Consider the following 24,579-nt stretch of genomic DNA (forward strand, 5'->3'; position numbering starts at 1 on the left):
CGGCTGCTCCCGCTCGGCCCAGCGCCCTCGTGCTGCCCTCCCGCTGCCGCCCCGCTGCCTGGCAGTGGGGCGGCAGCTCTCCTCTGACCGGGATGAGATTCCGTTGACCGGGACTTTTCCGGCCACCGACTGCCGCACGCCATAGCGTCGGGTGCAGGAACCACTGCACGAGGAGGAAACACCCGCATGACGAACAAGGTGCTCGATCAGGTTCGGGATCTGCTGCCCGCGATCCGGGAACGGGCGGTGCAGGCCGAACAGCAGCGGCGGGTGCCCGACGCCAGCATTGCCGAGCTGACCGAAGCCGGTGTGTTCCGCATGTTGCAGCCCAAGCGTTTCGGCGGCGCGGAGGCCTCCCCGGTGGACTTCTACCAGGTGGTGCGCGCCATCGCGACCGCTTGCCCGTCCACCGCGTGGGTGACCTCGGTGCTCGGCGCCCACCCGTGGCAGCTGGCGCTGTTCGACGATCGCGCACAGCAGGATGTGTGGGGCGAGGACCCGGACATCCGGGTGTCGTCCTCCTACGCGCCGACCGGCAAGCTGACCGCCGTCGAGGGCGGGTTCGAAATGTCCGGTCGCTGGAGCTTCTCCTCCGGCTGTGATCACGCGCAGTGGGTCTTCCTCGGCGCGCTGCTGCCCACCGACAAGGGCATGGACTACTTCACGGTGCTGGTGCCGCGCACCGACTACCGCATCGACGATGTCTGGCACGTCTCCGGACTGGCGGGCACCGGCTCCAATGACATCGTCATCGAGAAGGCCTTCGTCCCGGCCTACCGCATGTACTCCGCGACCGATCAGGCCAATCTCATCGGCCCCGGCCAGGAGGTGAATACCGCTCCGCTGTACAAGATTTCGTTCGGCAGCGTGTTCTCCAACACCATCACCGCCCCGATCATCGGCGCGGCCGAAGGTGCGTACGAGGCGCATATCGAGCGGCAGCGCGAGCGCGTGCGCCTGTCCTACGGCGGCCAGAAGGTCTCCGACGATCCGTTCGCGCATGTGCGAATCGCCCGCGCCGCCAGCGAGATCGACGCCGCCATCCTGCAGATGGAGCGCAATACCTCCGAGCAGCTGCGCTATGCCGAAGCGGGCGAGGAGATCCCGTTCGAGGTCCGCCTGCGCACCCGCCGCGATCAGGTGCGCGGCACCGAACGCGCGCTGGAGGCAATCGATCTGCTGTTCAAGAACTCCGGCGGCCACTCCATCAAGCAGCCGAACCCGATCGAGCGGCACTGGCGTGATGCGCACGCCGGCAGTGTGCACGCCATCAATGACATCGAGCGCGCGCTGGCCATGTTCGGCAAGGGCGCCATGGGCCTCGAGGTCACGGATCGGATGCTGTAAATGACTCTCACCGTGGAGAATACGGAGCGCTGGGTCACCGTCGACGGGCATAAGCTGCGCTATCACGAGGCGGGCTCCGGTGCGCCGCTGGTGCTGCTGCACGGCTCCGGCGCGGGCGTCTCGGGCTGGGCCAATTTCGGCAATAATCTGCCGGTGCTGGCCGAGCACTTCCGCTGCCTGATTCTCGATCAGCCCGGCTTCGGCGCGAGCGAACGCCCGGAGGTGTACGAGCGCAACTACCTTCGCATCGCCGCCGACGCGGTGATCGGGCTGCTGGATGAGCTCGGCATCGAAAAGGCGCACCTGCTCGGCAATTCCATGGGCGGCGGCGTGGCCGCCATGCTCGCGCTGGACCATCCGGGCCGGGTGGACCGCGTGGTGCTCATGGCGCCCGGCGGCGTGGGCGTGAATGTGCTCGGACCCGAACCGTCCGAAGGCATTCGGCGGCTGATGGAATACAACGCGGCCCCCTCCGACGAACGCGCCATGGGCTTCCTGCGCGCCATGGTGTTCAACGAGGCCACGCTCACCCCGGAACTGGTGGCGACCCGCCTCGAGGCCGCCGCCGATCTCCGCGGCCAGGCCGCCCTGCGCGATGCCTACGCCACCTTCTACAACCCGAAGTTCGCCGAACCGCTCCCGCTGTGGGCGCGGCTCAAGAGTCTGCAGCACGAGGTCCTGATGCTGTGGGGCCGCGATGACCGCGTCACCCCCGTCGAGGGCTCGCTCTTCCCGGCTCGGCAGCTGCCGAACTCGGATCTGCGCATCTTCTCCCGCTGCGGCCACTGGGTCCAGGTGGAGCGCAAGGACGCCTTCGAGCGCTCGGTGATCGACTTCCTGAACAACGGTCTGTAGGACACCGGTTCTCGCGCCCGTCCCACGCCCCGAATCCGGGCGCGGGGCGGGCGCGAAGTCGTCTGCGCAAAGTCGGTTTCGCGCCACCGCCGCCGGAGGTAGGTTCCGATGATGACGTGGACAGCGCCCGAGATCGAACGCACCCCGCAGCAGCTCGTCGGTGACGAGCGAGCCATGCTCCAGTCCCTGCTCGACCGCGGCCGCAATGTGCTGCTGTGGAAATGTCAGGGCCTCAACGGAACCCAGCTCGCGACCCGCAGCGTAGAACCCTCCTCGATGTCACTGCTCGGCCTGCTGCGGCATATGACCGAGACCGAGCGCGGCTGGTTCCGCAAGCGAGCGGCCGCCGAAGATCTCGACTACCTCTACTGCACCCTCGGCACCAACGAGGACGGCGACTTCGACGACACCGTGCCCGCCGCGGCCGAGGCGGACTACGCCCGCTACCTCGACGAAATCACCCTGTGCGACAAGGCCGTTGCCACGCTGCCCCTGGATCACACCGTCACCCATCCCCGCACCGGCACCGACCTGTCCCTGCGCTGGATCTATCTCCACATGATCGAGGAGTACGGCCGCCACGCCGGCCACGCCGACCTGCTCCGCGAACGCATCGACGGCGCCACCGGATACTGACCGGCGGCTCGTTCGAACCCTGGTCTCCCCGCAGGGTGCGATAGAGTTGCTGACTGATTGCTGTGTCATGGGCATGAGCCCGTTTCAGGATGGCTCCACGAACACGAGGAGACGGCAGGGATGCAGCAGAACAACGGCGGACCCCGAACCGGCCCGAGCAGGGCGGTGCGGCTCGAATCATTTGGCGGCCCTGAGGTACTCACCGTCCAGGACGTGCCCGAACCCCAGGCGGGCGCCGGGCAGATCCGCGTCCGGGTCGCCGCGGCCGGCTTGAACCCCATGGACTGGTTCATGACCGCGGACGCCGAGACCGCGGCGAGGTTCGGCCTGAGCCTGCCCGCCGGATTCGGCACCGATTACGCGGGGGTCGTCGACCAGGTCGGTGCGGGCGCGAGCGGTTATGCGGTCGGCGACCGGGTGTTCGGGTCGGCCCTGTCCCGAGCCGTCGCAGACTTCGTCGTGGTCGACGCGAACGGGAATATCGCGACCGGCGTCGCCCATCACACCCCGGACCGGGTCGATGATCGCACCGCCGCCACGCTCTCGATCGCGGGCAGCACCGCGTCCGCCGCTCTCGACGTCCTCGATCTCGGTCCCGAGGACACGGTGCTGATCGGCGGCGCGGGCGGCGGGGTCGGCGTATTCGCCGTCCAGCTGGCCCGCATCACGGGCGCGCGAGTCATCGGCACCGGCTCGCCGTCGACCGCGGAGTATCTGCGCAGCCTCGGCGCCGAACCGGTCGCATACGGCGACGGCCTGACCGCCCGGGTCCGCGACCTCGAGGGAGGGCCCGTCACCGCGGCATTGGACCTGCACGGGACGGACACCGTGCATGTCGCACGCGAGCTGGGAATTCCGGATCGTCGCATCTGCACAATTGCGACCGTGGTCGACGGTGTCCCGGCCGCCAATGGAGCCAATGCCGCGCCGGATGCGCTGGAGAACATCGCGCGCCTGGTCGCCTCCGACCGTCTGCACGTCCCGATCGCCGCGGCCTTCCCCATCGAAGACATCCGCGCGGCAGTCGAACTCCAGTCGGCCCGGCACGTCCGCGGCAAGGTCGTGATCGACCTCTAGGCCTAGCATCGCTGCTATGCGGTTCATCATTATCGGTGCGGGTGCGGTCGGTGGCGTCATCGGCGGGAGATTGGCTCAGGGCGGCAATGAGGTGGTGCTCGTCGCGCGCGGAGCGCATCTCACCGCTCTGCGAGAGAACGGGCTGCGGCTCGTGACCCCCAGCGGGACAGCAACACTGGCGGTGCCCGCGATCGCTGATCCTGCCGAACTCGGTGAACTTCGCGCCGATGATCTGCTGGTGCTCGCCGTGAAGTCGCAGGACACGATGGCGGCGGTGGCGCAGTGGGGCCGGGCGCCGGTGGCCGGTGGCGGCACAGCCGCGGACCGGGTTGCGCTGGTGTGCGCGCAGAACGGCGTCGAGAACGAGCGGGTCGCCCAGCGGGTCTTCCGCACTGTCTACGGGCTGTGCGTGTGGTTGCCCGCGACGCATGTGGAGCCGGGGATCGTGGTGGCGCACACCGCTCCGATGAGCGGCATCCTGACACTGGGCCGGTATCCGCACGGAAGCGACTCCGTAATAGGCGAATTCGGAAAACGGCTGGCGGCGAGCAACTTCGACGCCCCTGTGGTCGACGATGTGATGCGCTGGAAGTACGGAAAACTTCTCAACAATCTCGGCAATGCCCTGCTGGCCCTGCTCGATACCAGCACCGACCCGGCGGCGGACCTGTGGCAGGCCTGCCGGGCCGAGGGTGAGGCGGTCCTGAACAAGGCGGGTATCGCCTACAACACCGAAGCCGAACGTCAAGCGGTGCAGGGTGATCGGATGCGGATGCAGTCGATCGAGGGTGCGGCGCGGAACGGCGGCTCGACCTGGCAGAGCCTGGCCCGGGAAACCGGCTCGGTGGAGACCGACTACCTCAATGGGGAGATCGCCCTGCTCGGAAGGCTGCACGGCATAGCGACGCCGGTCAACGATCTGCTGCAGCGACTGGTCACCGAACATGCCCTCGCCCGGCGGCGACCCGGTGATCTGCCGCCGAGCCGACTGCGCGCGATGCTCGGTTGATCGGCACATCCGAAAAGTGTGAGCCGACACAGGCTCACGGCGGACATTGGTGCGACGAGACTCAGAGGGCGTGCTCGTGAGCCCAGGCGGCCACCTGGGTGCGGGAGGTGAAGCCGAGCTTGGTGAGGATGTGTTCGACGTGGGTTTCCGCGGTGCGAATGGAGATCACCAGGTCGGCGGCTATGCGCTTATTGCTGTGGCCGGCGGCGACGAGGCGGGCGACATCCTTTTCGCGGCGGGTCAGGACGCTGGTTTCCGAGGCTGCGGCGGCGGACTTGTGCACGACGCGCTTGGGTGTGGCGGGGACCGGTTCGGGGGCGGGGGCGCTGGTGCGGCCGAGGGCGTAGTCGATCGCCTCGCTGAGGGGCATATTCGCGCCCGCGCCGAAGGCGGAGCGGAAACCCTCCTCGCCCAGGGCATCTCGCACCTTCAGGCGTTCCTTGTCGCCCACGGCGACGGTAATGGTGTGCGCGAGTCGAATGGTGCTGCGCTGCAGTGATTCCGCCGCGCCCAGCAGGGTGGCCGCGCGCAGGTGGTCACCGCCGGCGGAGATCGTCCACGCCAGGCCCTCGAAGGCCGAGGACAGCCAGACGCAGCGATCGAACAGTGCGAGGGCTTCGATAGCGCGACTGTGGAATTCGGCCGAGGCCTCCAGATCGCCCAGCCGCCAGTGATCGATGCCGACCGTCCACAGCGCCAGCCCGCCCAGCAGATGCGAGCCGCTCGCGGTGGTGAGTTCCAGGAAGCGGTTCGCCAGCTCGGTGCGGCCCGGCGCCTCCAGCACCATGGCGCACATGAACGAGAAAGCGTGACTGTCCATTTCGATGGCGTGCTGGCCGTTCGCGGCCGCCAGATCGATGGATTCGCGCCCCAGTTCCAGCGACCGTTCGCGATCGCCGTCGGCGAAGGCGAGCAGCGACCGATCCAGCGCGGCCTCCGCCATGATGTCGGTATCGTCCAGCGACGCAGCCAATTCCAGGCATTCGACGACCAACCGCGCGGCCGACTCCCGGTCGCCCAGCAGCGCCGCCAGGGAGGCGGCCGAGGACAGCGCCTTGGCCCGCTCCGCCGTCGGCTCCGGATTGCGGGCCAGGGCGTCGGTGAGCCAGCGATAGCCCTCGGACAGGAACCGATTGTGCTCCCAGAACGGCCGCAGCACGGTCACCGTGGCAATGGTCTCGAGCGGGTCGTCCTCGAGCCCGGAGCGCAGTGCCGCACGCAGATTCGCGTGTTCGCGGCTCAATTCGCGGAACCAGGCCACATCCGCCGACGTCCAGTACGCGGTCTGCCCGCGCATGGCCAGATCGCGGTAGTGCGTGCGATGGCGGCCGCGCACCGCCGGTGCGTCGCCGCGCTCCCGGAGCCGGTCCGCGGCGAACTGGCGAATCGGCTCCAGCATCGAAAACCGTGCGGTATCACCGTCATAGCGCTGCATGACCACGGATTTGTCGACCAGCCCGGTGAGCGCGTCGATGAGCGATCCGGAGCCGAGCTCGCAGACCGCCTCGGCGGCCTCGATATCGAATCCGCCCGAGAACACCGAAAGCTGTTCCCACAGCCGCTGTTCGGCGGGCGTGCACAGGTTGTAGCTCCAGCGAATGGCGCCCTCGATGGTCTGCTGCCGCTCCGGCGCGGTGCGCGGCCCGGCGCTGAGCAGGCCCATGGTGTCGTCGAGCCGGTGCAGGATCTGTTCGGGGGTGAACATGCGCAGCCGCAGCGCCGCCAATTCCAGTGCCAGCGGCATACCTTCGAGGCGGCGGCAGATCTCGGTCAGCACCGCGCGATTGCCCGCGGTGAGGGTGAATTCGGGATTGGCGGCGCTGGCGCGTTCGATGAACAGCTGCAGCGCATCGCTGTCGCCGTGCGCATCATCGTCGGGCATGGCCAGCGGCGGCACCGTCATCACCTGTTCGCCCGGAATGCCGAGCACCTCGCGACTGGTGGCCAGTACCCGCACATCCGGTGTGGTGGCGATGATCCGGCCGACCAGCGTGGCGCAGGCCTCGATCAGATGCTCGCAATTGTCGAGGATCAGCAGCAGCCGCTTATCGGCCAGGAATTCGGTCAGCCGGGGGAGCGGTGCGGTGGTCTCATCGCTCAGATTCAAGGCCTCGGCGACGCTGAGCGTGACCAGAGTGGGATCCTGCAGATCGGCGAGCTCGACCAGCCAGACTCCGTCGGGAAACGCGCGCGCCACCAGCTGCCCGATCTGCCGGGACAATCGGGTCTTTCCCATACCGCCGGGACCGAGCAGGGTGAGAACCCGAGTGGTGGGCAGCAGCCGTTTCGCGGTAGCCAGCTCGTCGCGACGGCCCACAAAACTGGTGACCTCCGCCGGGAGGTTTCCATTGACACGCCGCGCCATGAGCACCAACCTATGTGATCCGTGACGCTGATTGCCACCGGCGGTGGCATAAACGCAGTTCGCGTCGTTCTGGTAAGTGCTTGCCAAGCACTGTGCCCCCGCTTACAACTCGGCAGGCGCCGAGCAGGGGGTGCCCCGCTCAGGTGTCCGAATTGTCGGTACAACCCATGTGCGGAGCGAATAAGTAGTTAAGCTCGATTCGTGTCGAGCAGACCGCGCCGCGCCCGCCTCGAGGATGTGCACGCCCTAGCCGAGGCCATGCCGCACGTCACCGTCGAACAGGGCCCGGCCGGTAATCCGGTGTACCAGGTGGGCCGCAAATCCTTCATTTTCTTCCGCACTCCCCGGCCGGACGCCTTCGATCCGGACACCGGCGAGCGCTACAGCGATGTCATCGTCTTCTGGGTGCCCTCCGAATCGGACAAACTGGCCCTCGTCCAGGACCCGGATTCGCCGTTCTTCACCACACCGCACTTCCAGGGGCATCTGTCGGTCCTGCTGCGCGCCTCTCGCCTGAAGGAGCTGACGGTCCGGGAACTGGCCGAGGTGATCCAGGACGCCTGGCTCTCCCGGGCGTCCCCGACCCGGGCCCGTCAGTGGCTGGCAGCGCACCCCTAGCCGCGCCGTCGGCCGTTAACCGGACTCACCTGCGGCGCAGCGCTTCTCGGCCGCCAGGGCGTCACACAGCGCCGCGATGATCACCGCGCGCCCGGCCCGGCCCTCGGGTGTCGGAGTCAATGGATAGACGTGCACCAGCCCGGTGCCCTCGTAGTAGTCGGTCTCCACGCCCGCCGCCCGCGCCTTCGCCACCAGCAGTCGCACATCCGGCAGCACGATGTCCCGGGTGCCGCTGAAGATCGTCAGCGGACCCAGGCCGCGTAGGTCGGCGGCCAGCGGGCTGACCCGGGGATCGGACAGGGACAGCTGCCCGCGCCAGTGCTCGATGAAGACCCGCGTGCCCTCCTTGCCGAGCCACGGATCCTCCGGCAGCACCACGTCGATCTCCGGATTGCTCAGCGACAGATCGACCGCGGGCGAAATGAGCACTGTCCGAGGCACACTCAGCTGATGCTCATCGCGCAGCACCACGGCGGTCGAGAGCGCTATCTGCCCGCCCGCCGAATCCCCGGCGAGGCAGACCTCCCCGTACCGGGCCCGATTGTCCAGCACCAGCCCGGCGATCTCGTCGACCACCTCCAGCGCGGTGCCGATGGGAACCAGCGGATAGATGGGAACGGTGACGGTGGTGCCCACCCGGGCGGCGACCTCCGCCGCCAAAGCCCAATGCTGCGGCGCGATTTCATTCACCCAGGCGCCGCCGTGCACGTATACGACATTGCCGCGCACCGGACCGCTGCGCGGCGCGATGGTGTACACCGGCCAGCCCAGGCTGTGATCCACCGACACCACCACATCCGAGCGCAGTCGCCGCGGCGGGCCGTAGCTTTTGGGTCGCAGGCTGCGCTCCCGAAGATGCTTGCGTGCCGCGTCCGGCCTGAGGAACGCCCGGTTGGCTCGAATCACGCGCAGGTACGCGGGGACAACCCAGCGGCTGGCGAAGCTCGGCATCATTGCCTCCTGCGAAGAGTCGTACGCCGTCATCTGGCGACCCTACCGTCGCCGGGCGGCACTGCTATCCGAACAGTGTCTTGATGTCGCTGACCAGCCAGCGGCCGTCCGATTGTTCCTGCAGGGTCATCAGCATCGGAACGACCGTCGCGCCCGGCGTGGGATTGGTCGCGGTCGCCCTGGTCTGCTTGGCGCTGACCAGCACCTCCGCATCGTGCGCGGTCAGGGAGCTCACACCGCAGTGCACATCCGTGACGGAACTGCGCACCTGTGCCTGCACCATCGCCGGCCGCAGCCCGGTCGAGCTCTCGGAGAAGTTCTGATGCCAGGAGCCCGTCGAGCCGTTCAGCACCGCCTTGAAGTAGGGGTCGAGATCGGTGTACGAGTAGGTGGACATGGCCGTCGCGTAATCGCAGGCCGCGCGCCGCGCCGTCACCTCCCGCGCGTCCACATCCGAAACCTGCTGCCGCATTTGGTCGATGGTGCCGGCCCGCTCCTGCGCGGTGTGGTGCTCCTGGGTGTACATGACGAAGAAGGTGACGGCGATGGCCACGCACAGCACCGCCAGCGCCGCCGAGATCACCGGAATCATGGTTGCGGCGCGCGACCGCGGTGCGACCGGAGGCGGCATCGAATATGCCTGTGGCTGCGCCGAATACGGAGGCTGCGATATGGCCATCGGCTGCTGCTGAATCTGGTGCTGCACGATGGGACCCTGCTGCGGTTGCGGTTGCGACTGCGGCGATACGGAGTGCGGCTGCGGTACGTCGTCGGGCGTCGACACTGAATCCCCCTCGCGATGACTGTGCGCAGATGCTATCCCGCCGCGTCGACCTCGGTCAGCTGGTGGCTCATCCGATCCCGTTTGGTACGCAGGTAGTGCACATTGTGTTCGGTGGGCAGCGTCTGCAGGGGAACGCGGCGCCGCACCGCGATGCCGTGCGCCTGCAGGCCGGACTGTTTGGCGGGGTTGTTGCTCAGCAGCAGAACGGAGTTCACGCCGAGGTCGGCCAGGATGCGGGCGGCCGCACCGTAGTCGCGGGCATCGATGGGGAGGCCGAGCTGTACGTTGGCGTCCACGGTATCGGCGCCCTGATCCTGTAATTCGTAGGCGCGCAACTTGTTCAGCAGGCCGATGCCCCGGCCCTCCTGTCCGCGCAGGTAGATCACGACGCCGCGGCCCTGTGCGGCCACCGCCTCCAGCGCGGTGTCGAGCTGTTCGCCGCAGTCGCAGCGCTGGGAGCCGAAGGCATCGCCGGTGAGGCATTCCGAGTGCACCCGGGTGAGGACTTCATCGCCGGCGGGATCGCCGTAGACGAGGGCGAGATGCTCTGTGCCGGAATGCTCATCGGCATAGCCGACCACCCGGAAGTCGCCGAAGCGGGTGGGCAGGCGGGTCTCGACCACCCGCGAGATGCCGTTCTCCAGGCTCTTGCGGTACACGATGAGATCGGCGATGGAGATGATCGGAATACCGTGCGCGCGGGCCATGACCAGCAGTTCGGGCAGCCGCGCCATGGAGCCGTCGTCATTCACGACCTCGGCGATCACTCCGGCCGGTCGCAATCCGGCCAGCCGCATGAGATCGACGGCGGCCTCGGTATGGCCCGGACGTCCCAGTACGCCACGGGAATTCGCGCGCAGCGGAAAGACGTGCCCGGGGCGGGAGAGCTCCTCGGGCCCGGTGCGCGGATCAGCGAGCATTCGCATGGTGCGCGCCCGATCGGCGGCCGAAATCCCGGTGCTGACACCGGAAATCGCATCCACCGACACGGTGTACGCGGTCCCCTTGGGGTCCTGATTGACGGCCGCCATGGGCGGCAGCCGCAGCCGGTCCAGATCCTCGCCCGCCATGGGCACGCAGAGGACGCCGCTGGTGTAGCGCACCAGGAAGGCGATGTTCGCGGGCGTCGCCTTCTCGGCGGCGAGGATCAGATCGCCCTCGTTCTCGCGGTCCTCGTCGTCCACCACGAGCACCATGCCGCCGGCCGCGATCGCGGCCACCGCGGTCGTCACGCTGTCGAGTTCACCGGTCATCGTCGACCACCTCCTCTGGGTATTCCTAATAGAAATATGCGCAGCGCAGAACAACGAGGTGGGGTCCCGCTCACCGGAAAGAAATGCGGAAAGAAAGGTGGCCCGGAGGCGTGCTGCCTCCGGGCCACTTCTCATTCAGCCGGACTGATGCCCGATACGGGTGGTCAGTACGCGGTACCGCCCGTGGCGGGCGTGCGCCCGGCCTTCATGATCACCGCGCCGATGAGCGCGATCACGGCCGCGGCGGCGATGAAGTAGTAGCTGATCTCATAGCCCTTGTCGGAGAAGAGCATCGGGATGTCCTGCAGGACCGTATTCGGTCCCTTCGGGGTCAGCACCGTGACCTCCGCCTTGACCGGGTTGGCATTGAGGAAGGCCGTGGCCACCGCCAATCCGATGCCCGCGCCCATGGATTGCATGACGCCGAGCATGCCCGCGCTGATGCCCTGCTGTTCCGCGGGCACCGCCTCCACCATGAGGTTCGGTGTGGCCGCGTAATAGAGGCCGAACGCGATGCCGAAGATCGCGCTGATCAGCGCCTGCATACCCCAGCCGTGCGAGGTGGTCGCATAGGCGATGGCCGCGCCGACGAAGATGACCAGTGCGAACACCAGCGGCTGGCGCCCGCCCCTGCGGCGAATCCAGAGACCACCGAGGAAGCCGAAGAGCATGGCGATGATCGACTGTGCGACCGCGAGATGCGTGGCGTACTTCAGCAGACTGAAACCATTGCCGTAGGTATAGCCCGGATCCAGTTTCACATCGACCATATTCGGCGGCAGCTGCGAGTAGACGGCCTCCGGCGGCACCTTGACCGCGCCCGGCGGCAGTTCGACGCCCGGCGGCAGTGCGGCCTTCGCCTGAGCTTCGGCCCCGGCCTGTGCCTGCTGCAGCGCACCGGCCTTCACCTGATCCCAGGTGGCGGTCTTGACCTGATCGACGACCTCGGCGGCCGGCGGGGACTGGGTCATATAACCCGTTGCGTAGGACTGGTAGCCGATCATGAGCGAGGCCAGCAGGGCGATGAACAGCAGCACACTCACCCGCGGTGTGAACAGCAGCTTCATATCCATGATCGGGTTCTTCACGCGCATTTCCACGATCGGGAAGAGCACCAGCAGCACCAGGCCGCCGATGAGCCACGCCAGCGTGGACGGCTTGCTCCAGCCCCAGTCCTGGCCGTTGTCCAGGTAGATCAGGGTGAAGACCAGGCCGGCGCCGAGCAGTACCGCACCGACGAGGTCCAGCCGCTGCGGGGTGCGCAGCTTGGATTCCGGGACGATCGCGATCACCAGGGGAATCATCACCACGGTGAAGGCGAACAGGAACCAGAAGATGGAGCGCCAGCTGTAGTGATCGACGATGAAGCCGCCGATCAGCGGGCCGGCCAGCGCCGAGACGCCCAGACCGGTGGAGGCGATGCCCAGGCCGATCGGAACCAGCTTGCGCGGCATCAGGTCTCGAATGAGGCCGTAGGAGATGACCGCTGTCGCAATGGCGGTCGCCTGCAGGCCGCGGCCCAGCAGGAACAGCATCCAGTTGCTGGTGATCGCGCAGATGGCGCAGCCGATCATGAACAGCACGCCGCAGACGAGGAACATCCGCTTCTTGCCGACGATATCGCTGAGCTTGCCGATGACCGGTGAGGTCGCGGCGCCGACGACGCCGAAAATGATGATGGCCCAGTTGATATTCGCGCCGTGGGTCGGGAAGGTGGGCGCGATCTGGCGCAGTGCCGCGGAAACCATGACGTACTGCATGGGTGCGACCTCGGTGAACAGCACGATCACGGCGAGGACGGAGAAGATCCGTAGCTTGGAGGCCCCGTCGAGGCGGCCGGTGTTGTCGTCGGCGCTGGGGGGCGCCGTGGTATCGACGGAGGTAGACATGTGGCGTCCTCCAGATTGGGTGGGTAACACGGTGACGTGAACCGTGTCACAACCCGGGGACGCCGACTATGGGCTAGTCCGTTGAGTGGGACTTTTCTGAATTTGGCCTTTTCACATTCTTGCGGCGGCTACGCTGCCTCGCGAGTTTGTCCAGATCAGCCAGGAGATCGGCGGCGAATTCGCGCTCGGCCTCGTAATGCTTGACGCACCAGCGCAATACCGCGCTCGGATACGCCCAGTCCGGATTGGCGTCCGCGCCGTCGGCATCGATCTGCGCCCGGCGCTGCATGCGCTCGGCGTAATCGATGTGCTGGGTGAGGATTTCGCGCATGCGATCCGGTTCGGCGAGATGTCCGAGCCAAGCCCGCAGCATCACACTGTGTTTCAGGACCGGGGCCTCGACGGGGGAGTTGTTCACCCAGTGCGAGGCGGCTTCGCGGCCGCTGTCGGTAATGGCGTACATGCGCTTACCGCGCATGCCGTCCTCGGAGACCACGGTCCGCGAGGTCGCGTAGCCGTGCTTCTCCAGCCGTTTGAGCTCGGCGTAGATCTGGCTGAAGGAGGGACTCCAGTAGAAGAACTGCAGACTCCAGTCGGCCCACTTCTTCAGGTCGTAACCGGAGAGTTCGTCTGCGTGCGAGAGCATTCCGAGCACGGCCCAGGCTGTGGTGGGCAGATCCGGGATCGGCTGTTCCTCGCCGTGGGCGGGGCGCGTGGCGCCCTCGGTCATAGTCGAACTGTATCGCTCTCGCACGCGCGTTCCTTCTGTGTCCGGTTCGAACATTCGGTCAGCGCCAGTGCGCACGACGCGGGAACAGGGTGCGCCCGGCCTCGTGGGCGACCTCGAGCACAACGCGGGCCAGCCGGTCGTAGCTCATGCCATCGGCGCGACCCGAGAGCGACAGGGCGGCCGGTGCGGTACCGCGGCCCCGCAGCGGCGCTGCGACACAGGCGATTCCGACGACGGCTTCCTCGCGGTCGATGGCGACGCCCTGGCGCAGGCGGATCTGCGCGAGTTCGCGCGAGAGCGCTTCCGGCTCGCAGATGGTGCGCGGGGTCAGGCGCGGCAGCCGCACGCGCAGGGCGGCCTCGGCGATATTGGGCTCGAGACAGGCGAGCATGGCCTTGCCGACACCCGTTGCGTGCGCGGGCATCCGGCCGCCGAGCCGGGTGGGCAGGCTGGAGGCGAAGCGGCCGCCGGCCTTGTCCAGGTAGACGACATCGCGGCCGTCGAGCACCGCGAGGTGGCCGACCATGCCGGTGCGCTGGCTCAATTCGTGCAGCAGCGGGCTGACGGCATCGCGAATCTCGTTGTGATCAGCGGTGAGTCCGCCGAGTTCGAGAGTGCGCATGCCCAGGCGGTAGCCGCCGGAGGTGTGTGCCAGCCAGCGCAGCTTGATCATTTGATCGAGGATGCGGTGCACGGTGGAACGCGGCAGCCCGGTGCGCTCGACCAGGCCGAGCAGGGTGAGCGTGGGGGTGGAGGTGTCGAACGCGTCCAGGATCAGGGTCATCCGCTCGATCATCGAGACGGGGACTTCGGCGCTGGCGTTTCGAGTCTGGTTGGCGCGCATGGGGGTATGAGGGTTTCGAGCTTCCGCGGAGGGGAGCAGTGCGACGGACATTTGAGCCTCCGTTGGTTCCGACATCCAGTCTAGGGATATTCCGATTAGGCATGTGCCGGGTTCGGACCTTGTGCTACCCATCACAGTGCCCTGCACCACACGCTGGGGAATCGGGAGAACTACGTAGCTTTTGTCCCGTTCTACGGATTCATGTCTCGGTGACCGAACCATCATATTGACGCCTCCTCGTCCTGACCTGCTGTTATGACTGACAGCCATATTTCGAACCGAAATAAAGGAGGCGCCGTGGAACCGGTGCTGGAGGTGGATCGCATGCCTACGGAGATCGACCCGACCGCTTTCAAAGCAGTGCTCGGGCGGTTCGCCTCCGGGGTCACTGTGATCACCGCCATTGACGAGGGGGAGCCGGTCGGCTTCGCCTGCCAGTCCTTCGCATCGCTGTCCCTCGAACCGCCGTTGGTGAGCTTCTTCCCCGCCCGGACCTCGAGCACCTGGCCGCGCATTCGGCGCGCCGGGCGGTTCTGCGTGAACATTCTGGCCGATCATCAGACCGAGATCTGCCGCCAGCTCGGCCGCCCCGGCGCCGACAAGTTCGCGGGCGTCGAGTGGACCGGCTCGGAGAACGGGTCGCCACTGCTCACCGGGGCCCTGGCAACGATCGACTGCGAACTGCACGACGAGGTCGACGGCGGTGACCACACGGTGGTGATCGCCCGGGTGACCGGCTTGAACGAGCACTCCGAGGCGGCACCGCTGCTCTTCTACCGCGCGAGCTTCGGACGTCTCGCAGACCGATAGCAACCTCCCGGCCAGTGGGACAGCCATTGTCATCGGCGTCACATCGGCCGCAACCATCAATACAAGGCAAGGGAGAGGAACTCACATGACCACCACGGATGGTGCTGTCACGGAAGTGCGAGTCATCGATGCGGGCGCGCCGCCCACCCGATTCGCGCGCGGCTGGCACTGCCTGGGCCTGGCCGACTCCTTCCGGGACGGAAAGCCGCACACCGTCAAGGCGTTCGGCACCGAGATCGTGGTGTTCGCGGCCGAGGACGGCACCCTGAACGTGCTCAACGCGTACTGCCCGCATATGGGCGGAAACCTCGCCGACGGCACCGTCAAGGGTGATTCGCTGGCCTGTCCGTTCCACGATTGGCGCTGGAACGGCAAGGGCAAGTGCACCGGCATTCCGTACGCGCGCCGCGTACCGCCGCTGGCCCGCACCAAGGCGTGGCCGACCATGGTCGAGAACAAGCAGCTGTTCGTCTGGAACGATCCGGAGAACAAGCAGCCGCCGGCCGAGGCCGCGATTCCGCGCGTGGACGCCGCCTTCGACGAGCAGTGGACCGACTGGACCTGGAACTCCATGATCGTGGACGCCAACTGCCGCGAGGTCATCGACAATGTCGTGGATATGGCGCACTTCTTCTATGTGCACTACGGCTTCCCGACCTTCTTCAAGAACGTCTTCGAGGGCCATATCGCCAGCCAGTACATGACCTCGGTCTCGCGCGAGGACATGATGGGCGCGACCGCGAAAGCGCTGGGCGGCAAGAACGTACTGCAGTCCGAGGCCTCGTACTACGGCCCGTCCTACATGATCGACTACCTCAAGAGCGAGAGCGCGAACGGTCTGGTCGTCGAGGGCTACCTCATCAACTGCCACTACCCGATCAATGAGAACCAGTTCGTGCTCATGTACGGCGCGATCGCCAAGAAGCCCGAGGGCGTCTCGCCCGAACAGGCCGCGGAGATCGCGGAGAAGTTCGTCGGCGGACTCGGCAAGGGCTTCGAGCAGGACGCGAATATCTGGAAGCGCAAGTCGCGCATCAACAATCCGCTGCTGTGCGAGGAGGACGGGCCGGTCTACCAGCTGCGTCGCTGGTACGAGCAGTTCTACACCGATGCGGCCGACGTCACCGAGGAGATGACCACCCGCTTCGAATTCGAGGTGGACACCACCCGCGCGGTCACCGCCTGGGAGGCCGAGGTCGCCGACAATCTCGCCAAGCGCGCAGAAGCCGACGCCGCCGCGGCGCAGGCCTGAGAGGCACTGTCATGGAACAGGTTTCGTGCCGGTCCTGCGGGACCTGCGTGCTGGTGGAGAAATTCAGCCCCCAGCACACCAGCGTGCAATGGAACAACGCCGCCGTCGCGGCCTGCACGGAGCTCTCGACCACCGGCCTGAAATCGCACACCTGCGCAGCCCTGCGCGCCAGCATCGACGAGGCCGTCGCCTCGGGCGCGCTGAGCTCCAGCACGCGTGACGTGGATGTGCGCACCCGCGGCCGGACCCTGACGTAGACGGCCTGCCGCCGCACTGATCGAAATAGACAGCACAGGAATGGAACTGGTGGAGCGATGACCGTGACAGACATCGAACCTAATGCCGCGTCGCTCGACCGCGAAGCGGTAGAGCTCGAGGTCGATGCCGTGCTGGAGTCCGCGCAGGCGAGTGGGATCGCGTCGGTGCGGGTGGTGCGCGTGGTGCGGGAGACCGAGGATGCGGTGTCGATCGAGCTGGCGCCGGAGGCGGCGCATGCCGAGCGGTTCTCCTATAAGCCGGGCCAGTTTCTGACACTGTGCATTCCGAGCGAGCTGACCGGGTCGGTGAGCCGCTGCTATTCGCTCTCCAGCGCGCCGCACGAGGACGGGCCGCTGAAGGTCACCGTCAAGCGGACGGTCGAGGGCTACGGCTCGAACTGGTTGTGCGACAACGCCACCGAGGGCATGTCCCTCGATGTGCTGCCGCCCGCCGGACTGTTCACGCCGGGCTCCCTCGATACCGATCTGCTGCTGTTCGGCGGCGGCAGCGGTATCACCCCGGTGCTGTCGATTCTGAAGTCGGCGCTGGCGCAGGGCTCCGGCCACGTCACGCTGATCTACGCCAATCAGCACGAGAATGCGGTCATCTTCCGCGAGGAACTGGCGGAACTGGCAGCGGCGCACCCGGATCGGCTGCTGGTGCTGCACTGGTTGCAGTCGGTGCAGGGCCTGCCGCGCGTCGAACAGCTTGCCGCACTGGCGAAACCGTGGGCGGCACGCGAGGTGTTCGTCTGCGGGCCCGGACCGTTCATGGACGCGGTCAGCGCCGCCATGACCTCACTCGGCGCGGAGCGCAAGCGCGTCCATGTCGAGAAGTTCGTCTCGCTCTCGGGCAACCCGTTCGAGACCGAGACCACCGCGGTCGATATGGAGGCCGCCGCCGAGGCCGGTGACAATGCCACCGCCCAGGTCGAACTCGATGGCGAAAACCACGAAATCACCTGGCCACGGCAGCAGACACTGTTAGATGTGCTGCTCGCCAAGGGGCTGGAAGCGCCCTACTCGTGCCGCGAAGGCGCGTGCAGCGCCTGCGTGTGCCGGGTGGTCTCCGGCGAAGTCACCATGCGGCGCAATGAAGTTCTCGAAGACGCCGACCTGGAAGACGGCTATGTGCTGGCCTGCCAGGCGGTTCCGGTGACCGACAACGTCTCCGTCACCTATTCCTGATTCCAAGGAGTGTTCACCATGGCTGCTTTCAGCTCTCTCGGCTACGTCCGGGCCCGCATCGCCGATGTCGAGGCCTGGCGCAAGTTCGCCTTCGACACCATCGGTTTCGCCGAGGGGACCGGGCCCAATCCGGACTCGATCTACCTGCGCACCGATGAGCACACCTACCGGCTGGAATTGGTGCCCGGTGAGCGTGACGAGGTCATCGCGGTCGGCTGGCAGGTCGCCGACACCCGCTCGCTGAGTCTGGTGCGCGAGACCCTCGAGAAGGCCGGAATCGCCGTCACCGCGCTATCGGTGGCGGAGGCTGCGAACCGGCATGTCGAAGAGGCCATCAGCTTCGTCGACCTGTCCGGCTTCACCGTCGAGGTCTTCCACGGCCCGCTACTCGATCACACTCCGGTGCTGACCAAGTACGGTGCGCGGTTCGTCAATGGCGATCTGGGTCTCGGCCACGTGGTGCTGCCGGTCCGCGATATCGAGGACGCGCGCAAGTTCTACACCGAGGTCCTGGGTTTCGCCTCGCGCGGTTCGTTCCGCGTCGGCCCGCCCGACCATCCGATCTGGATTCGCTTCATGGGTGTGAACCCGCGCCACCACAGCCTCGCGCTGATTCCGGGCACGCGCGCGGACGGCCCGGGCATCGTGCACATCATGGTCGAGGTCGACTCGCTCGACGATGTGGGCCGGGCGCTCGATCGGGTCACCAAGGCGGGCTACCACCTGTCCTCCACGCTGGGCAGGCACACCAACGACAAGATGATCTCCTTCTATGTCCGCACCCCCGGCAACTGGGATATCGAATTCGGTTGCGAGGGAGCGCTTGTCGGCCCCGACTACGTCGCGGAGGAGATGACCGCGGACAGCTACTGGGGCCATGAATGGGCCCGCGGCTGACCCACCCAGACCAGGCCCGTCGTCCTCGGTGACGGCGGGCCGCCGCGTATCTGCCAGAGCCCCGGCGGTTATGCGGCGAAGTTCGGAGCACAACTGAATATCTCGCAAAGGAGCGACGAACATTGAACCAGCCCAACGCGACACCTGCCGGACCCACTCGCTTCGGCTTCTTCATCGCGCCGTATCACCCGCTCGACGGCAATCCCACCCTGCAGATCCAGCGGGATCTGGAACTGGTGGAACTGGCCGACCGGCTCGGTTATGCCGAAGCCTGGGTCGGTGAACATCATTCCGCCGGAATGGAAATCATCGCCGCCCCCGAGGTATTCCTGGCTGCCGCCGCGCAGCGCACCCAGCAGATCCGGCTGGGCACCGGCGTGAATTCGCTGCCGTACCACCAGCCCATGATGCTCGCCGACCGGCTCGCGCTGGCCGATCATCTCAGCAAGGGCCGCATGATGATGGGCATCGGTCCCGGTCAGCTGGCCTCCGACGCCGCCATGATGGGGGTGCCGCCGGCCCGGCAGCGCGAGATGATGCACGAATCGCTCGAGGCGCTCGCGCCGCTGCTGCGCGGTGAGGTGGTCAGTGCCAAGACGGACTGGTTCGAGCTGAACGACGCCCGTCTGCAACTGCTGCCGTATCAGCAGGACGGCATAGAACTGGCTGTGGCATCGACGATTTCGCCGTCCGGTGCGGTGCTGGCCGGTAAGCACGGCGCGGGGCTGCTTTCACTGGCGGCCTCCGACCCGAGCGGGTACGAGGCGCTCATGCCGAACTGGAAGGTCTACGAGCAGACCATGGCCGCCAACGGCCATACCGTCGATCGCGCCAAGTGGCGGCTCGTCGCGCCCATGCATATCGCGGAGACTCGCGAGCAGGCCAGGCGCGAAGCCGAATGGGGCGTAGGACATCTCGTCGATTACATGAAGCGGCTCAGCGGTATGGAGATGCCGTGGGGCGATACCGCCGCGGCGGCCGTCGAGCAGTGGACCGGGCCCGGGTTCCCGTCCTTCGGCCGCGCCACCATCGGCACCCCCGACGATGCCATCGCCACCATCGAGGCCCTCACCGAGCAGTCCGGCGGCTTCGGCACCTTCCTGGTGCTCGGCCTCAATGTCGCGGACTGGGACGCCACCCAGCGTTCCGCGCGGCTGTTCGCCGAACACGTCATCCCGCACTTCACCCGCGCCAACCGCAATCGTGAGGCCTCGCTGAACTGGGCCAACGACAATAGCGAACGCTTCATGACCGGTCTGCGCGCCGGCATCGAAGCCGCCTTCGAAAAGCACGGCCAAGCCTTGGCCGCCGCACTGCAGCCCGAGGAAGGAAACTGATATGCGCGCGGTAGTCATGCGCAACCGGAAGCTGGTCGTCGACGAGGTCCCCGATCCCGTCCCCGGTCCCGGGCAGGTGCTGGTGGAAACCATCGCCTGCGGAATCTGCGGATCCGACAAGGCCGCACTGGATTACACCGACGATTTCCTGCAGGCGTCGCGGGACAGCGGTGTTCCCACCTTCCTCTTCGATCCGTGCCGCGACATGGTCATGGGTCACGAGCTGTCCGCCCGCGTCATCGGCGCGGGCCCCGACACCCCATTTGTCGAGGGGCAGAACGTGGTTGCCCTGCCGTGGGCGCTGGACACCGCCGGTGGAATCCACGGCGTCGGCTACTCCAACGACTTCCCCGGCGGCTTCGGCGAACGCATGGTGCTCCAGGCCATGGCCCTGGAGCCGATCCCCGAGCACGTGCCCCCGCACGTGGCCGCCATGACCGAACCGCTCGCCGTCGGCTTCGGCAATGTGGCGCGCACCGGCATCGGTCCCGAGGGCACCGGAATCGTCATCGGTTGCGGCCCGGTCGGTTTGGGTGCGGTCGCGGCCCTCGTCGAACGCGGCGTCGCCCCGATCGTGGCCTCCGATCCGTCCAAACTGCGCCGTGAAGCGGCACTGCGGCTGGGCGCGCACCGGGTGGTCGATCCGGCTGTGGAAGATCCGGTCGAGGTGTGGGGCGAACTGGCCTCCCCCGGCCAGCAGCTGCACGTCTGGGTCTGCGCCGGCGTCCCCGGCCTGCTCAACGACCTCATGTACAAGGTCCCGCGGGAAACCAAGATCCTGCAGATCGGCTCGGTCATGACCGATGACGTCATCCGCCCGATCGTCGGCATCTACAAGGACATCTCCCTCCAGATGTGCATGGTCTACCCCCACGAGGAATACGCAAAAACCCTGCACCGCATAGCCGATGGCGTCATCGACGCCGAATCCCTCGTCACCACCCAGGTCGGCTTCGACGGCGTGGCCGACGCCATCGAATCCCTCCGCCACCCCGACGACCACATCCAAATCCTGGTCCGCCCCCACCTGTAACCGCCCGAAACGCAGCCCCGTCGCCAGTCGGGTGCTGCGGTATGGCGGCACATGAACTCCGCACAGCCCGTCTCCAGATCACGCAGCTCCCGTAGGTGCTGTGCGATCCGGAGACGGGCTGTTCGGTTGGTGGTGACTAGCGGTCGGTGAAGGTGATTCGTACTGTGACCGGGGTTGTTTCGAGGGCAGCGAAGGCGGTGCGGGCCAGGGGAGCGAGCAGGGGGTGGGGTGCGAAGGTGCGGGAACGGGCGTCCACGTCGTCCTCGGGGAGGAGGACGGCGGTGCCGGTGCGCCATCGATTGCCCTGGCGGACACGCACATTCGGGTTAGCGGAGATATTCAGACCCCAGCCGGAGCGGAGGCCGTGCTGGCAGATGCCCCAGGCGCCGGATTCGTCGAAGAGCAGGGAGATGGGGACGGTGCGGGGCCGGCCGGACTTGCGGCCGGTGGTCTCGAGTTCGGTGGCCAGGGCGGTGCGGACGCCGATGCGGCCGAGAGCGCGGACGGCCGGGTTCATGACGTAGCGGCCGATAGCGCGTTCGCGCTGGAATTTGCGGGCCTCGCGGGCGGTGGCATTGCGCGGGGCGGGGGAGCGCTTACTGCGGAAGGCGTCGAAACCATTGCGGCGCACCATGGTTACGGCGGTGCGCCAGGGCGAACGATCCGGGTCGGGGTCGTTGCCCGCGCCGAGAATGTGCAGCTGGTCGGTGTGCCACTGCAGATCGAGTGCGCCGTCGAAGGCTTTCAGACCGGAATTGGCGGCCAGCCGCGGGGGCAGGCCGAGCGTAATGGCCGGGGGCCGCAGGGTTTCGGTGCCATTGGTGAGCAGATCCGCTGCGGCGGCGGGGAAGACGGCGGTCGGGCGGCCGAGGCCGACCATATCGCAGGTGGCGGTGGCCACGGCGTCCGACATGGCTGCGCGCGAACGGAATCCGCCGGTGACGGCGATCGGTACGCTGCCCGCCGCGGCGCGCGCCGATTCGGCGTAGTCCAGGAAGTACGCCTCACGCGCCCGCGTGCTGTCCGAGACCGTGCTCGGGCGATCCAGCATCGCCGGGGATTCGTAACTGCCGCCGCTGATTTCGATCATGTCCACGCGTTCGGCGGACAGCTGCTCGATCACGGCGCGCGACTCGTCCTCGGTGAAGCCGCCGCGCTGGAAGTCCGCGGAATTGAGCTTGATGCCCAGTCCGAAGCCGGGGCTCACCGCATCGCGGATGCTGCGCACCACCTCCAGCACGAAGCGCATGCGCCGCTTGGGATCGCCGCCCCAGTCGTCGGTGCGCTGGTTGGAGCGCGGCGACAGGAACTGCGACACCAGGTATCCGTGTGCGCCGTGAATCTGCACGCCGTCGAATCCGGCAGCCTCCGCAATTCGGGCGGACGTGCCGAAACGCCGGATGATGTCGAGGATTTCGTCCTCGGCGAGCGCGCGCGGCGCGGGAATGCCCGGAATGCTCACGCCGATGGCCGACGGCGCTACCGTGCGAGTCCGGGTGACGAGCGGATTCGCCTGGCGGCCAGGGTGATTCAACTGCACCCACACCTTGCTGCCCCCGGCCTTGGCGACCGTGGCCCAGCGGGTGAGCGCGCCGAGGTGCCGTTCGTCCTCCATGGCCACATTGCCCGGTTCACCGCAGTGCCGGCTGTCCACCATCACATTGCCGGTGACGATCAACCCGTACCCACCGGCGCTCCAGCGCGCGTAGAGTCGTTCCAGCCGTTCGTCGGGGGCGTTATCGGCGGTGCCGAGTCCCTCGCTCAGGGCTGATTTCATAATCCGGTTCGGCAGTACCTGGCCACTGGCCAGCGGCAGGGGATCGTGCAGGGTCGTCACGGCTGGGCCCCGATCGTCGTGGAGTGGTGTGGGCGGCGGTCTACACTCGGCGGTAGACCAATCGGTATATTGGAACGGTAGTACACCGATCGGTATACAGCAAGGAAAGGAATATCCATGGGAGCGCGCGACCGCCTCATCGACAGCGCCATTGCTCTCATGCGCTGTAAAGGCATCGCCGGCACCGGTATTTCGCAGCTGCTCGAGCACAGCGGCATCTCCCGCCGCTCGGTCTACCTGAACTTCCCGGGCGGCAAATCCGAACTCGTCGCCGAGGCCACCCGCACCGCGGGTCAGGCCTCCAGCGCACTCATGCGCACCCTCACCGCGGGGGCGGATCTGGCCACCGTCATCGCCGCCTTCCCGGCCATGTGGCGGGAGGTCGTGGTCTCCAGTGATTTCTCGGCCGGCTGCCCGATTGTCGCCGCGGCGCTGGGTCGCAGCGAATCGCCGGAGGCGGCGGATGTGGCGGGAACGACCTTCCTCGAATGGGAGGGGATTCTCGCCGATCGCCTCGAGGCCGAAGCCGTCGAGCCCGAGGCGGCGCGGTCGCTCGCCACCACCATCGTGGCGGCCGTCGAGGGCGCGGTCATCATGTCACTGGCCACCCGCTCCACCGATCCGCTGGAGCGCGCCGGTAAGCAGATGGCTCAGCTGGTCGGCATGTACACCGGCAAGCCCGTCGCCTGAGTCGGCGCGACAGCCGAATCAGCGCGACAGCAGCCGTTCGATCTCACTGCGGGTCGGAATCGACGCGCTGGCGCCGAGTTTCGTGGTCGCGAGCGCGCCCGCGGTGCTCGCCCAGGCCAGCGCGATCTCCGGGCCCTCATGCCAGTGCGCGGCGAGCGCTCCGGTGAAAGTGTCTCCGGCAGCGGTGGTATCGACGACGTTCACCCGCACGCCGGGCTGGGGCAGCGTTATCCCGTCCGGTCCACGGTAGATCGCGCCGTCCGCACCGAGTGTGGTGATCACATGCGGCACCGCGTCCAGGGCCGATCCGAACTGGGCGGCCTCACCCTCATTGACCACCGCGATATCGATCTGCGCCCACAGTTCGTCCGGAAGCTCCTGTACCGGTGAGGGATTGAGCACCACCGTGGTTCCCCGGGCGCGTGCGTGCCGGGCCGCGGCCACCACTGTCGGCACCGGAATCTCCAACTGGCACAGCAGCACATCCGCCGCCGCGATGGCCTCGAGGTCCGCGTGCTCCAACTCGGTCATCCGAGAATTGGCCCCGCCCACCACGATAATGCTGTTCTCACCGTTACCGTCCACCACGATCGCCGCGACCCCGCTGGGCCCGTCCACCCGCCGCAAGCGCGAAACCCCCACGCCCGCATCGTGCAGCACCCGCCGCAGCTCATCGGCGAACACGTCATCGCCCACGGCTCCCACGAACTTCACCTCACCCCCGGCCCGCCGCGCCGCGATCGCCTGATTCGACCCTTTCCCGCCCGGTACCAGCGCGAACCCTTCTCCGGACACCGTCTCCCCGGGCTCTGGCCGCCGCCGCACGGTCGTCACCAAATCCATATTGATGCTGCCCACCACCACAATCCGCGCCATAACCGCGACCCTAGACGAGCAGCCTCCGATCCCGGCTCTACGCG

23 protein-coding genes are annotated in these 24,579 nt (G+C 67.3%); 14 read left to right on the forward strand and 9 right to left on the reverse strand.

Going from position 1 to position 24,579, the window contains the following annotated elements; translation table 11 throughout:
- Positions 1-186: 186 nt before the first annotated feature.
- From hsaA to OG326_RS10985, 5 genes are all read left to right on the forward strand, one after another.
- Positions 187-1,347, forward strand: a complete 1,161-nt coding sequence (gene hsaA / locus OG326_RS10965; RefSeq protein WP_327144520.1) for a 3-hydroxy-9,10-secoandrosta-1,3,5(10)-triene-9,17-dione monooxygenase oxygenase subunit — start codon at positions 187-189, stop codon at positions 1,345-1,347.
- Positions 1,348-2,202, forward strand: coding sequence for an alpha/beta fold hydrolase (locus OG326_RS10970; RefSeq protein ID WP_327144521.1), 855 nt, complete (start codon positions 1,348-1,350; stop codon positions 2,200-2,202).
- 111 nt (positions 2,203-2,313) lie between these two features.
- A complete protein-coding gene (locus OG326_RS10975) occupies positions 2,314-2,838 on the forward strand; it encodes a DinB family protein (protein ID WP_327144522.1) in 525 nt (174 codons plus the stop codon).
- Positions 2,839-2,958: 120 nt separating this feature from the next.
- Entirely contained in the window at positions 2,959-3,915 is a 957-nt protein-coding gene (locus OG326_RS10980; RefSeq protein WP_327144523.1) for an NADP-dependent oxidoreductase, read from the forward strand.
- Between the two features lie 16 nt (positions 3,916-3,931).
- Complete coding sequence (locus OG326_RS10985; RefSeq protein WP_327144524.1) at positions 3,932-4,924, forward strand: ketopantoate reductase family protein; 993 nt, start codon at positions 3,932-3,934, stop codon at positions 4,922-4,924.
- 61 nt (positions 4,925-4,985) lie between these two features.
- Here OG326_RS10985 and OG326_RS10990 read toward each other — a convergent pair whose 3' ends face one another.
- On the reverse strand, positions 4,986-7,289 hold the full coding sequence (locus OG326_RS10990) for an ATP-binding protein (RefSeq protein WP_327144525.1): 2,304 nt from the start codon (positions 7,287-7,289) through the stop codon (positions 4,986-4,988).
- A 258-nt stretch (positions 7,290-7,547) separates the two neighbouring features.
- On the opposite strand from OG326_RS10990, the gene OG326_RS10995 reads away from it, so the two are divergent.
- Positions 7,548-7,907 carry a hypothetical protein gene (locus tag OG326_RS10995; protein WP_442791021.1) on the forward strand — a complete coding sequence of 120 codons (360 nt, stop codon included), beginning with the start codon at positions 7,548-7,550 and terminating at the stop codon, positions 7,905-7,907.
- Between the two features lie 15 nt (positions 7,908-7,922).
- On the opposite strand, the gene OG326_RS11000 is transcribed toward OG326_RS10995, so the two are convergent.
- From OG326_RS11000 to OG326_RS11025, 6 genes are all read right to left on the reverse strand, one after another.
- Positions 7,923-8,891 carry an alpha/beta hydrolase gene (locus OG326_RS11000; protein WP_327144527.1) on the reverse strand — a complete coding sequence of 323 codons (969 nt, stop codon included), beginning with the start codon at positions 8,889-8,891 and terminating at the stop codon, positions 7,923-7,925.
- A gap of 31 nt (positions 8,892-8,922) precedes the next feature.
- Positions 8,923-9,642 (reverse strand): VirB8/TrbF family protein, encoded by a 720-nt coding sequence (locus OG326_RS11005; RefSeq protein ID WP_327144528.1) that lies wholly within the window; start codon positions 9,640-9,642, stop codon positions 8,923-8,925.
- Between the two features lie 32 nt (positions 9,643-9,674).
- Positions 9,675-10,895, reverse strand: coding sequence for a bifunctional 3,4-dihydroxy-2-butanone-4-phosphate synthase/GTP cyclohydrolase II (locus OG326_RS11010; protein WP_327144529.1), 1,221 nt, complete (start codon positions 10,893-10,895; stop codon positions 9,675-9,677).
- A 164-nt stretch (positions 10,896-11,059) separates the two neighbouring features.
- Complete coding sequence (locus OG326_RS11015) at positions 11,060-12,784, reverse strand: MFS transporter (RefSeq protein WP_327144530.1); 1,725 nt, start codon at positions 12,782-12,784, stop codon at positions 11,060-11,062.
- Between the two features lie 73 nt (positions 12,785-12,857).
- Entirely contained in the window at positions 12,858-13,514 is a 657-nt protein-coding gene (locus tag OG326_RS11020; protein WP_327144531.1) for a PadR family transcriptional regulator, read from the reverse strand.
- 58 nt (positions 13,515-13,572) lie between these two features.
- Positions 13,573-14,409 (reverse strand): IclR family transcriptional regulator, encoded by an 837-nt coding sequence (locus tag OG326_RS11025; protein ID WP_327144532.1) that lies wholly within the window; start codon positions 14,407-14,409, stop codon positions 13,573-13,575.
- 246 nt (positions 14,410-14,655) lie between these two features.
- Between OG326_RS11025 and OG326_RS11030 the strand changes: the two genes are divergently transcribed.
- The 7 genes from OG326_RS11030 (at position 14,656) to OG326_RS11060 (ending at position 21,132) form a co-directional block, all read left to right on the forward strand.
- Positions 14,656-15,168, forward strand: a complete 513-nt coding sequence (locus OG326_RS11030) for a flavin reductase family protein (protein WP_327144533.1) — start codon at positions 14,656-14,658, stop codon at positions 15,166-15,168.
- Between the two features lie 85 nt (positions 15,169-15,253).
- On the forward strand, positions 15,254-16,420 hold the full coding sequence (locus tag OG326_RS11035; RefSeq protein WP_327144534.1) for a Rieske 2Fe-2S domain-containing protein: 1,167 nt from the start codon (positions 15,254-15,256) through the stop codon (positions 16,418-16,420).
- 11 nt (positions 16,421-16,431) lie between these two features.
- Positions 16,432-16,677, forward strand: a complete 246-nt coding sequence (locus tag OG326_RS11040; protein WP_327144535.1) for a hypothetical protein — start codon at positions 16,432-16,434, stop codon at positions 16,675-16,677.
- Positions 16,678-16,734: 57 nt separating this feature from the next.
- Complete coding sequence (locus OG326_RS11045; protein WP_327144536.1) at positions 16,735-17,865, forward strand: ferredoxin--NADP reductase; 1,131 nt, start codon at positions 16,735-16,737, stop codon at positions 17,863-17,865.
- Between the two features lie 18 nt (positions 17,866-17,883).
- Positions 17,884-18,762, forward strand: a complete 879-nt coding sequence (locus OG326_RS11050; RefSeq protein ID WP_327144537.1) for a VOC family protein — start codon at positions 17,884-17,886, stop codon at positions 18,760-18,762.
- Between the two features lie 122 nt (positions 18,763-18,884).
- Positions 18,885-20,099: an LLM class flavin-dependent oxidoreductase gene (locus OG326_RS11055; RefSeq protein WP_327144538.1), complete on the forward strand. Its 1,215-nt coding sequence runs from the start codon at positions 18,885-18,887 to the stop codon at positions 20,097-20,099.
- A gap of 1 nt (position 20,100) precedes the next feature.
- Positions 20,101-21,132 carry a zinc-binding dehydrogenase gene (locus tag OG326_RS11060; protein ID WP_327144539.1) on the forward strand — a complete coding sequence of 344 codons (1,032 nt, stop codon included), beginning with the start codon at positions 20,101-20,103 and terminating at the stop codon, positions 21,130-21,132.
- A 136-nt stretch (positions 21,133-21,268) separates the two neighbouring features.
- Here the strand turns inward: OG326_RS11060 and OG326_RS43010 are convergent, their stop codons facing one another.
- Entirely contained in the window at positions 21,269-22,969 is a 1,701-nt protein-coding gene (locus OG326_RS43010) for a nitroreductase family deazaflavin-dependent oxidoreductase (RefSeq protein WP_442790941.1), read from the reverse strand.
- A gap of 117 nt (positions 22,970-23,086) precedes the next feature.
- Here OG326_RS43010 and OG326_RS11075 point away from each other — a divergent pair, with 117 nt between their 5' ends.
- Complete coding sequence (locus tag OG326_RS11075) at positions 23,087-23,659, forward strand: TetR/AcrR family transcriptional regulator (protein WP_327144540.1); 573 nt, start codon at positions 23,087-23,089, stop codon at positions 23,657-23,659.
- An 18-nt stretch (positions 23,660-23,677) separates the two neighbouring features.
- Here the strand turns inward: OG326_RS11075 and OG326_RS11080 are convergent, their stop codons facing one another.
- Positions 23,678-24,535: a ribokinase gene (locus OG326_RS11080; RefSeq protein WP_327144541.1), complete on the reverse strand. Its 858-nt coding sequence runs from the start codon at positions 24,533-24,535 to the stop codon at positions 23,678-23,680.
- Positions 24,536-24,579 lie beyond the last annotated feature (44 nt).

The organism is Nocardia sp. NBC_01327, from assembly GCF_035958815.1.
Taxonomy (GTDB): Bacteria; Actinomycetota; Actinomycetes; order Mycobacteriales; family Mycobacteriaceae; genus Nocardia.

Bases quoted from the DNA above. Each gene is read 5' to 3' on its own strand.
- OG326_RS10975 (WP_327144522.1), top strand. From the start codon at position 2,314: ATGACGTGGACAGCGCCCGAGATCGAACGCACCCCGCAGCAGCTCGTC.
- OG326_RS11025 (WP_327144532.1), bottom strand. From the start codon at position 14,409: ATGTCCGTCGCACTGCTCCCCTCCGCGGAAGCTCGAAACCCTCATACC.
- OG326_RS11050 (WP_327144537.1), top strand. From the start codon at position 17,884: ATGGCTGCTTTCAGCTCTCTCGGCTACGTCCGGGCCCGCATCGCCGAT.
- hsaA (WP_327144520.1), top strand. From the start codon at position 187: ATGACGAACAAGGTGCTCGATCAGGTTCGGGATCTGCTGCCCGCGATC.
- OG326_RS11015 (WP_327144530.1), bottom strand. From the start codon at position 12,784: ATGTCTACCTCCGTCGATACCACGGCGCCCCCCAGCGCCGACGACAAC.
- OG326_RS10990 (WP_327144525.1), bottom strand. From the start codon at position 7,289: ATGGCGCGGCGTGTCAATGGAAACCTCCCGGCGGAGGTCACCAGTTTT.
- OG326_RS11075 (WP_327144540.1), top strand. From the start codon at position 23,087: ATGGGAGCGCGCGACCGCCTCATCGACAGCGCCATTGCTCTCATGCGC.
- OG326_RS11045 (WP_327144536.1), top strand. From the start codon at position 16,735: ATGACCGTGACAGACATCGAACCTAATGCCGCGTCGCTCGACCGCGAA.
- OG326_RS10970 (WP_327144521.1), top strand. From the start codon at position 1,348: ATGACTCTCACCGTGGAGAATACGGAGCGCTGGGTCACCGTCGACGGG.
- OG326_RS10985 (WP_327144524.1), top strand. From the start codon at position 3,932: ATGCGGTTCATCATTATCGGTGCGGGTGCGGTCGGTGGCGTCATCGGC.
- OG326_RS11080 (WP_327144541.1), bottom strand. From the start codon at position 24,535: ATGGCGCGGATTGTGGTGGTGGGCAGCATCAATATGGATTTGGTGACG.
- OG326_RS11010 (WP_327144529.1), bottom strand. From the start codon at position 10,895: ATGACCGGTGAACTCGACAGCGTGACGACCGCGGTGGCCGCGATCGCG.
- OG326_RS10980 (WP_327144523.1), top strand. From the start codon at position 2,959: ATGCAGCAGAACAACGGCGGACCCCGAACCGGCCCGAGCAGGGCGGTG.
- OG326_RS11020 (WP_327144531.1), bottom strand. From the start codon at position 13,514: ATGACCGAGGGCGCCACGCGCCCCGCCCACGGCGAGGAACAGCCGATC.
- OG326_RS11060 (WP_327144539.1), top strand. From the start codon at position 20,101: ATGCGCGCGGTAGTCATGCGCAACCGGAAGCTGGTCGTCGACGAGGTC.
- OG326_RS11035 (WP_327144534.1), top strand. From the start codon at position 15,254: ATGACCACCACGGATGGTGCTGTCACGGAAGTGCGAGTCATCGATGCG.
- OG326_RS10995 (WP_442791021.1), top strand. From the start codon at position 7,548: ATGCCGCACGTCACCGTCGAACAGGGCCCGGCCGGTAATCCGGTGTAC.
- OG326_RS11040 (WP_327144535.1), top strand. From the start codon at position 16,432: ATGGAACAGGTTTCGTGCCGGTCCTGCGGGACCTGCGTGCTGGTGGAG.
- OG326_RS11000 (WP_327144527.1), bottom strand. From the start codon at position 8,891: ATGACGGCGTACGACTCTTCGCAGGAGGCAATGATGCCGAGCTTCGCC.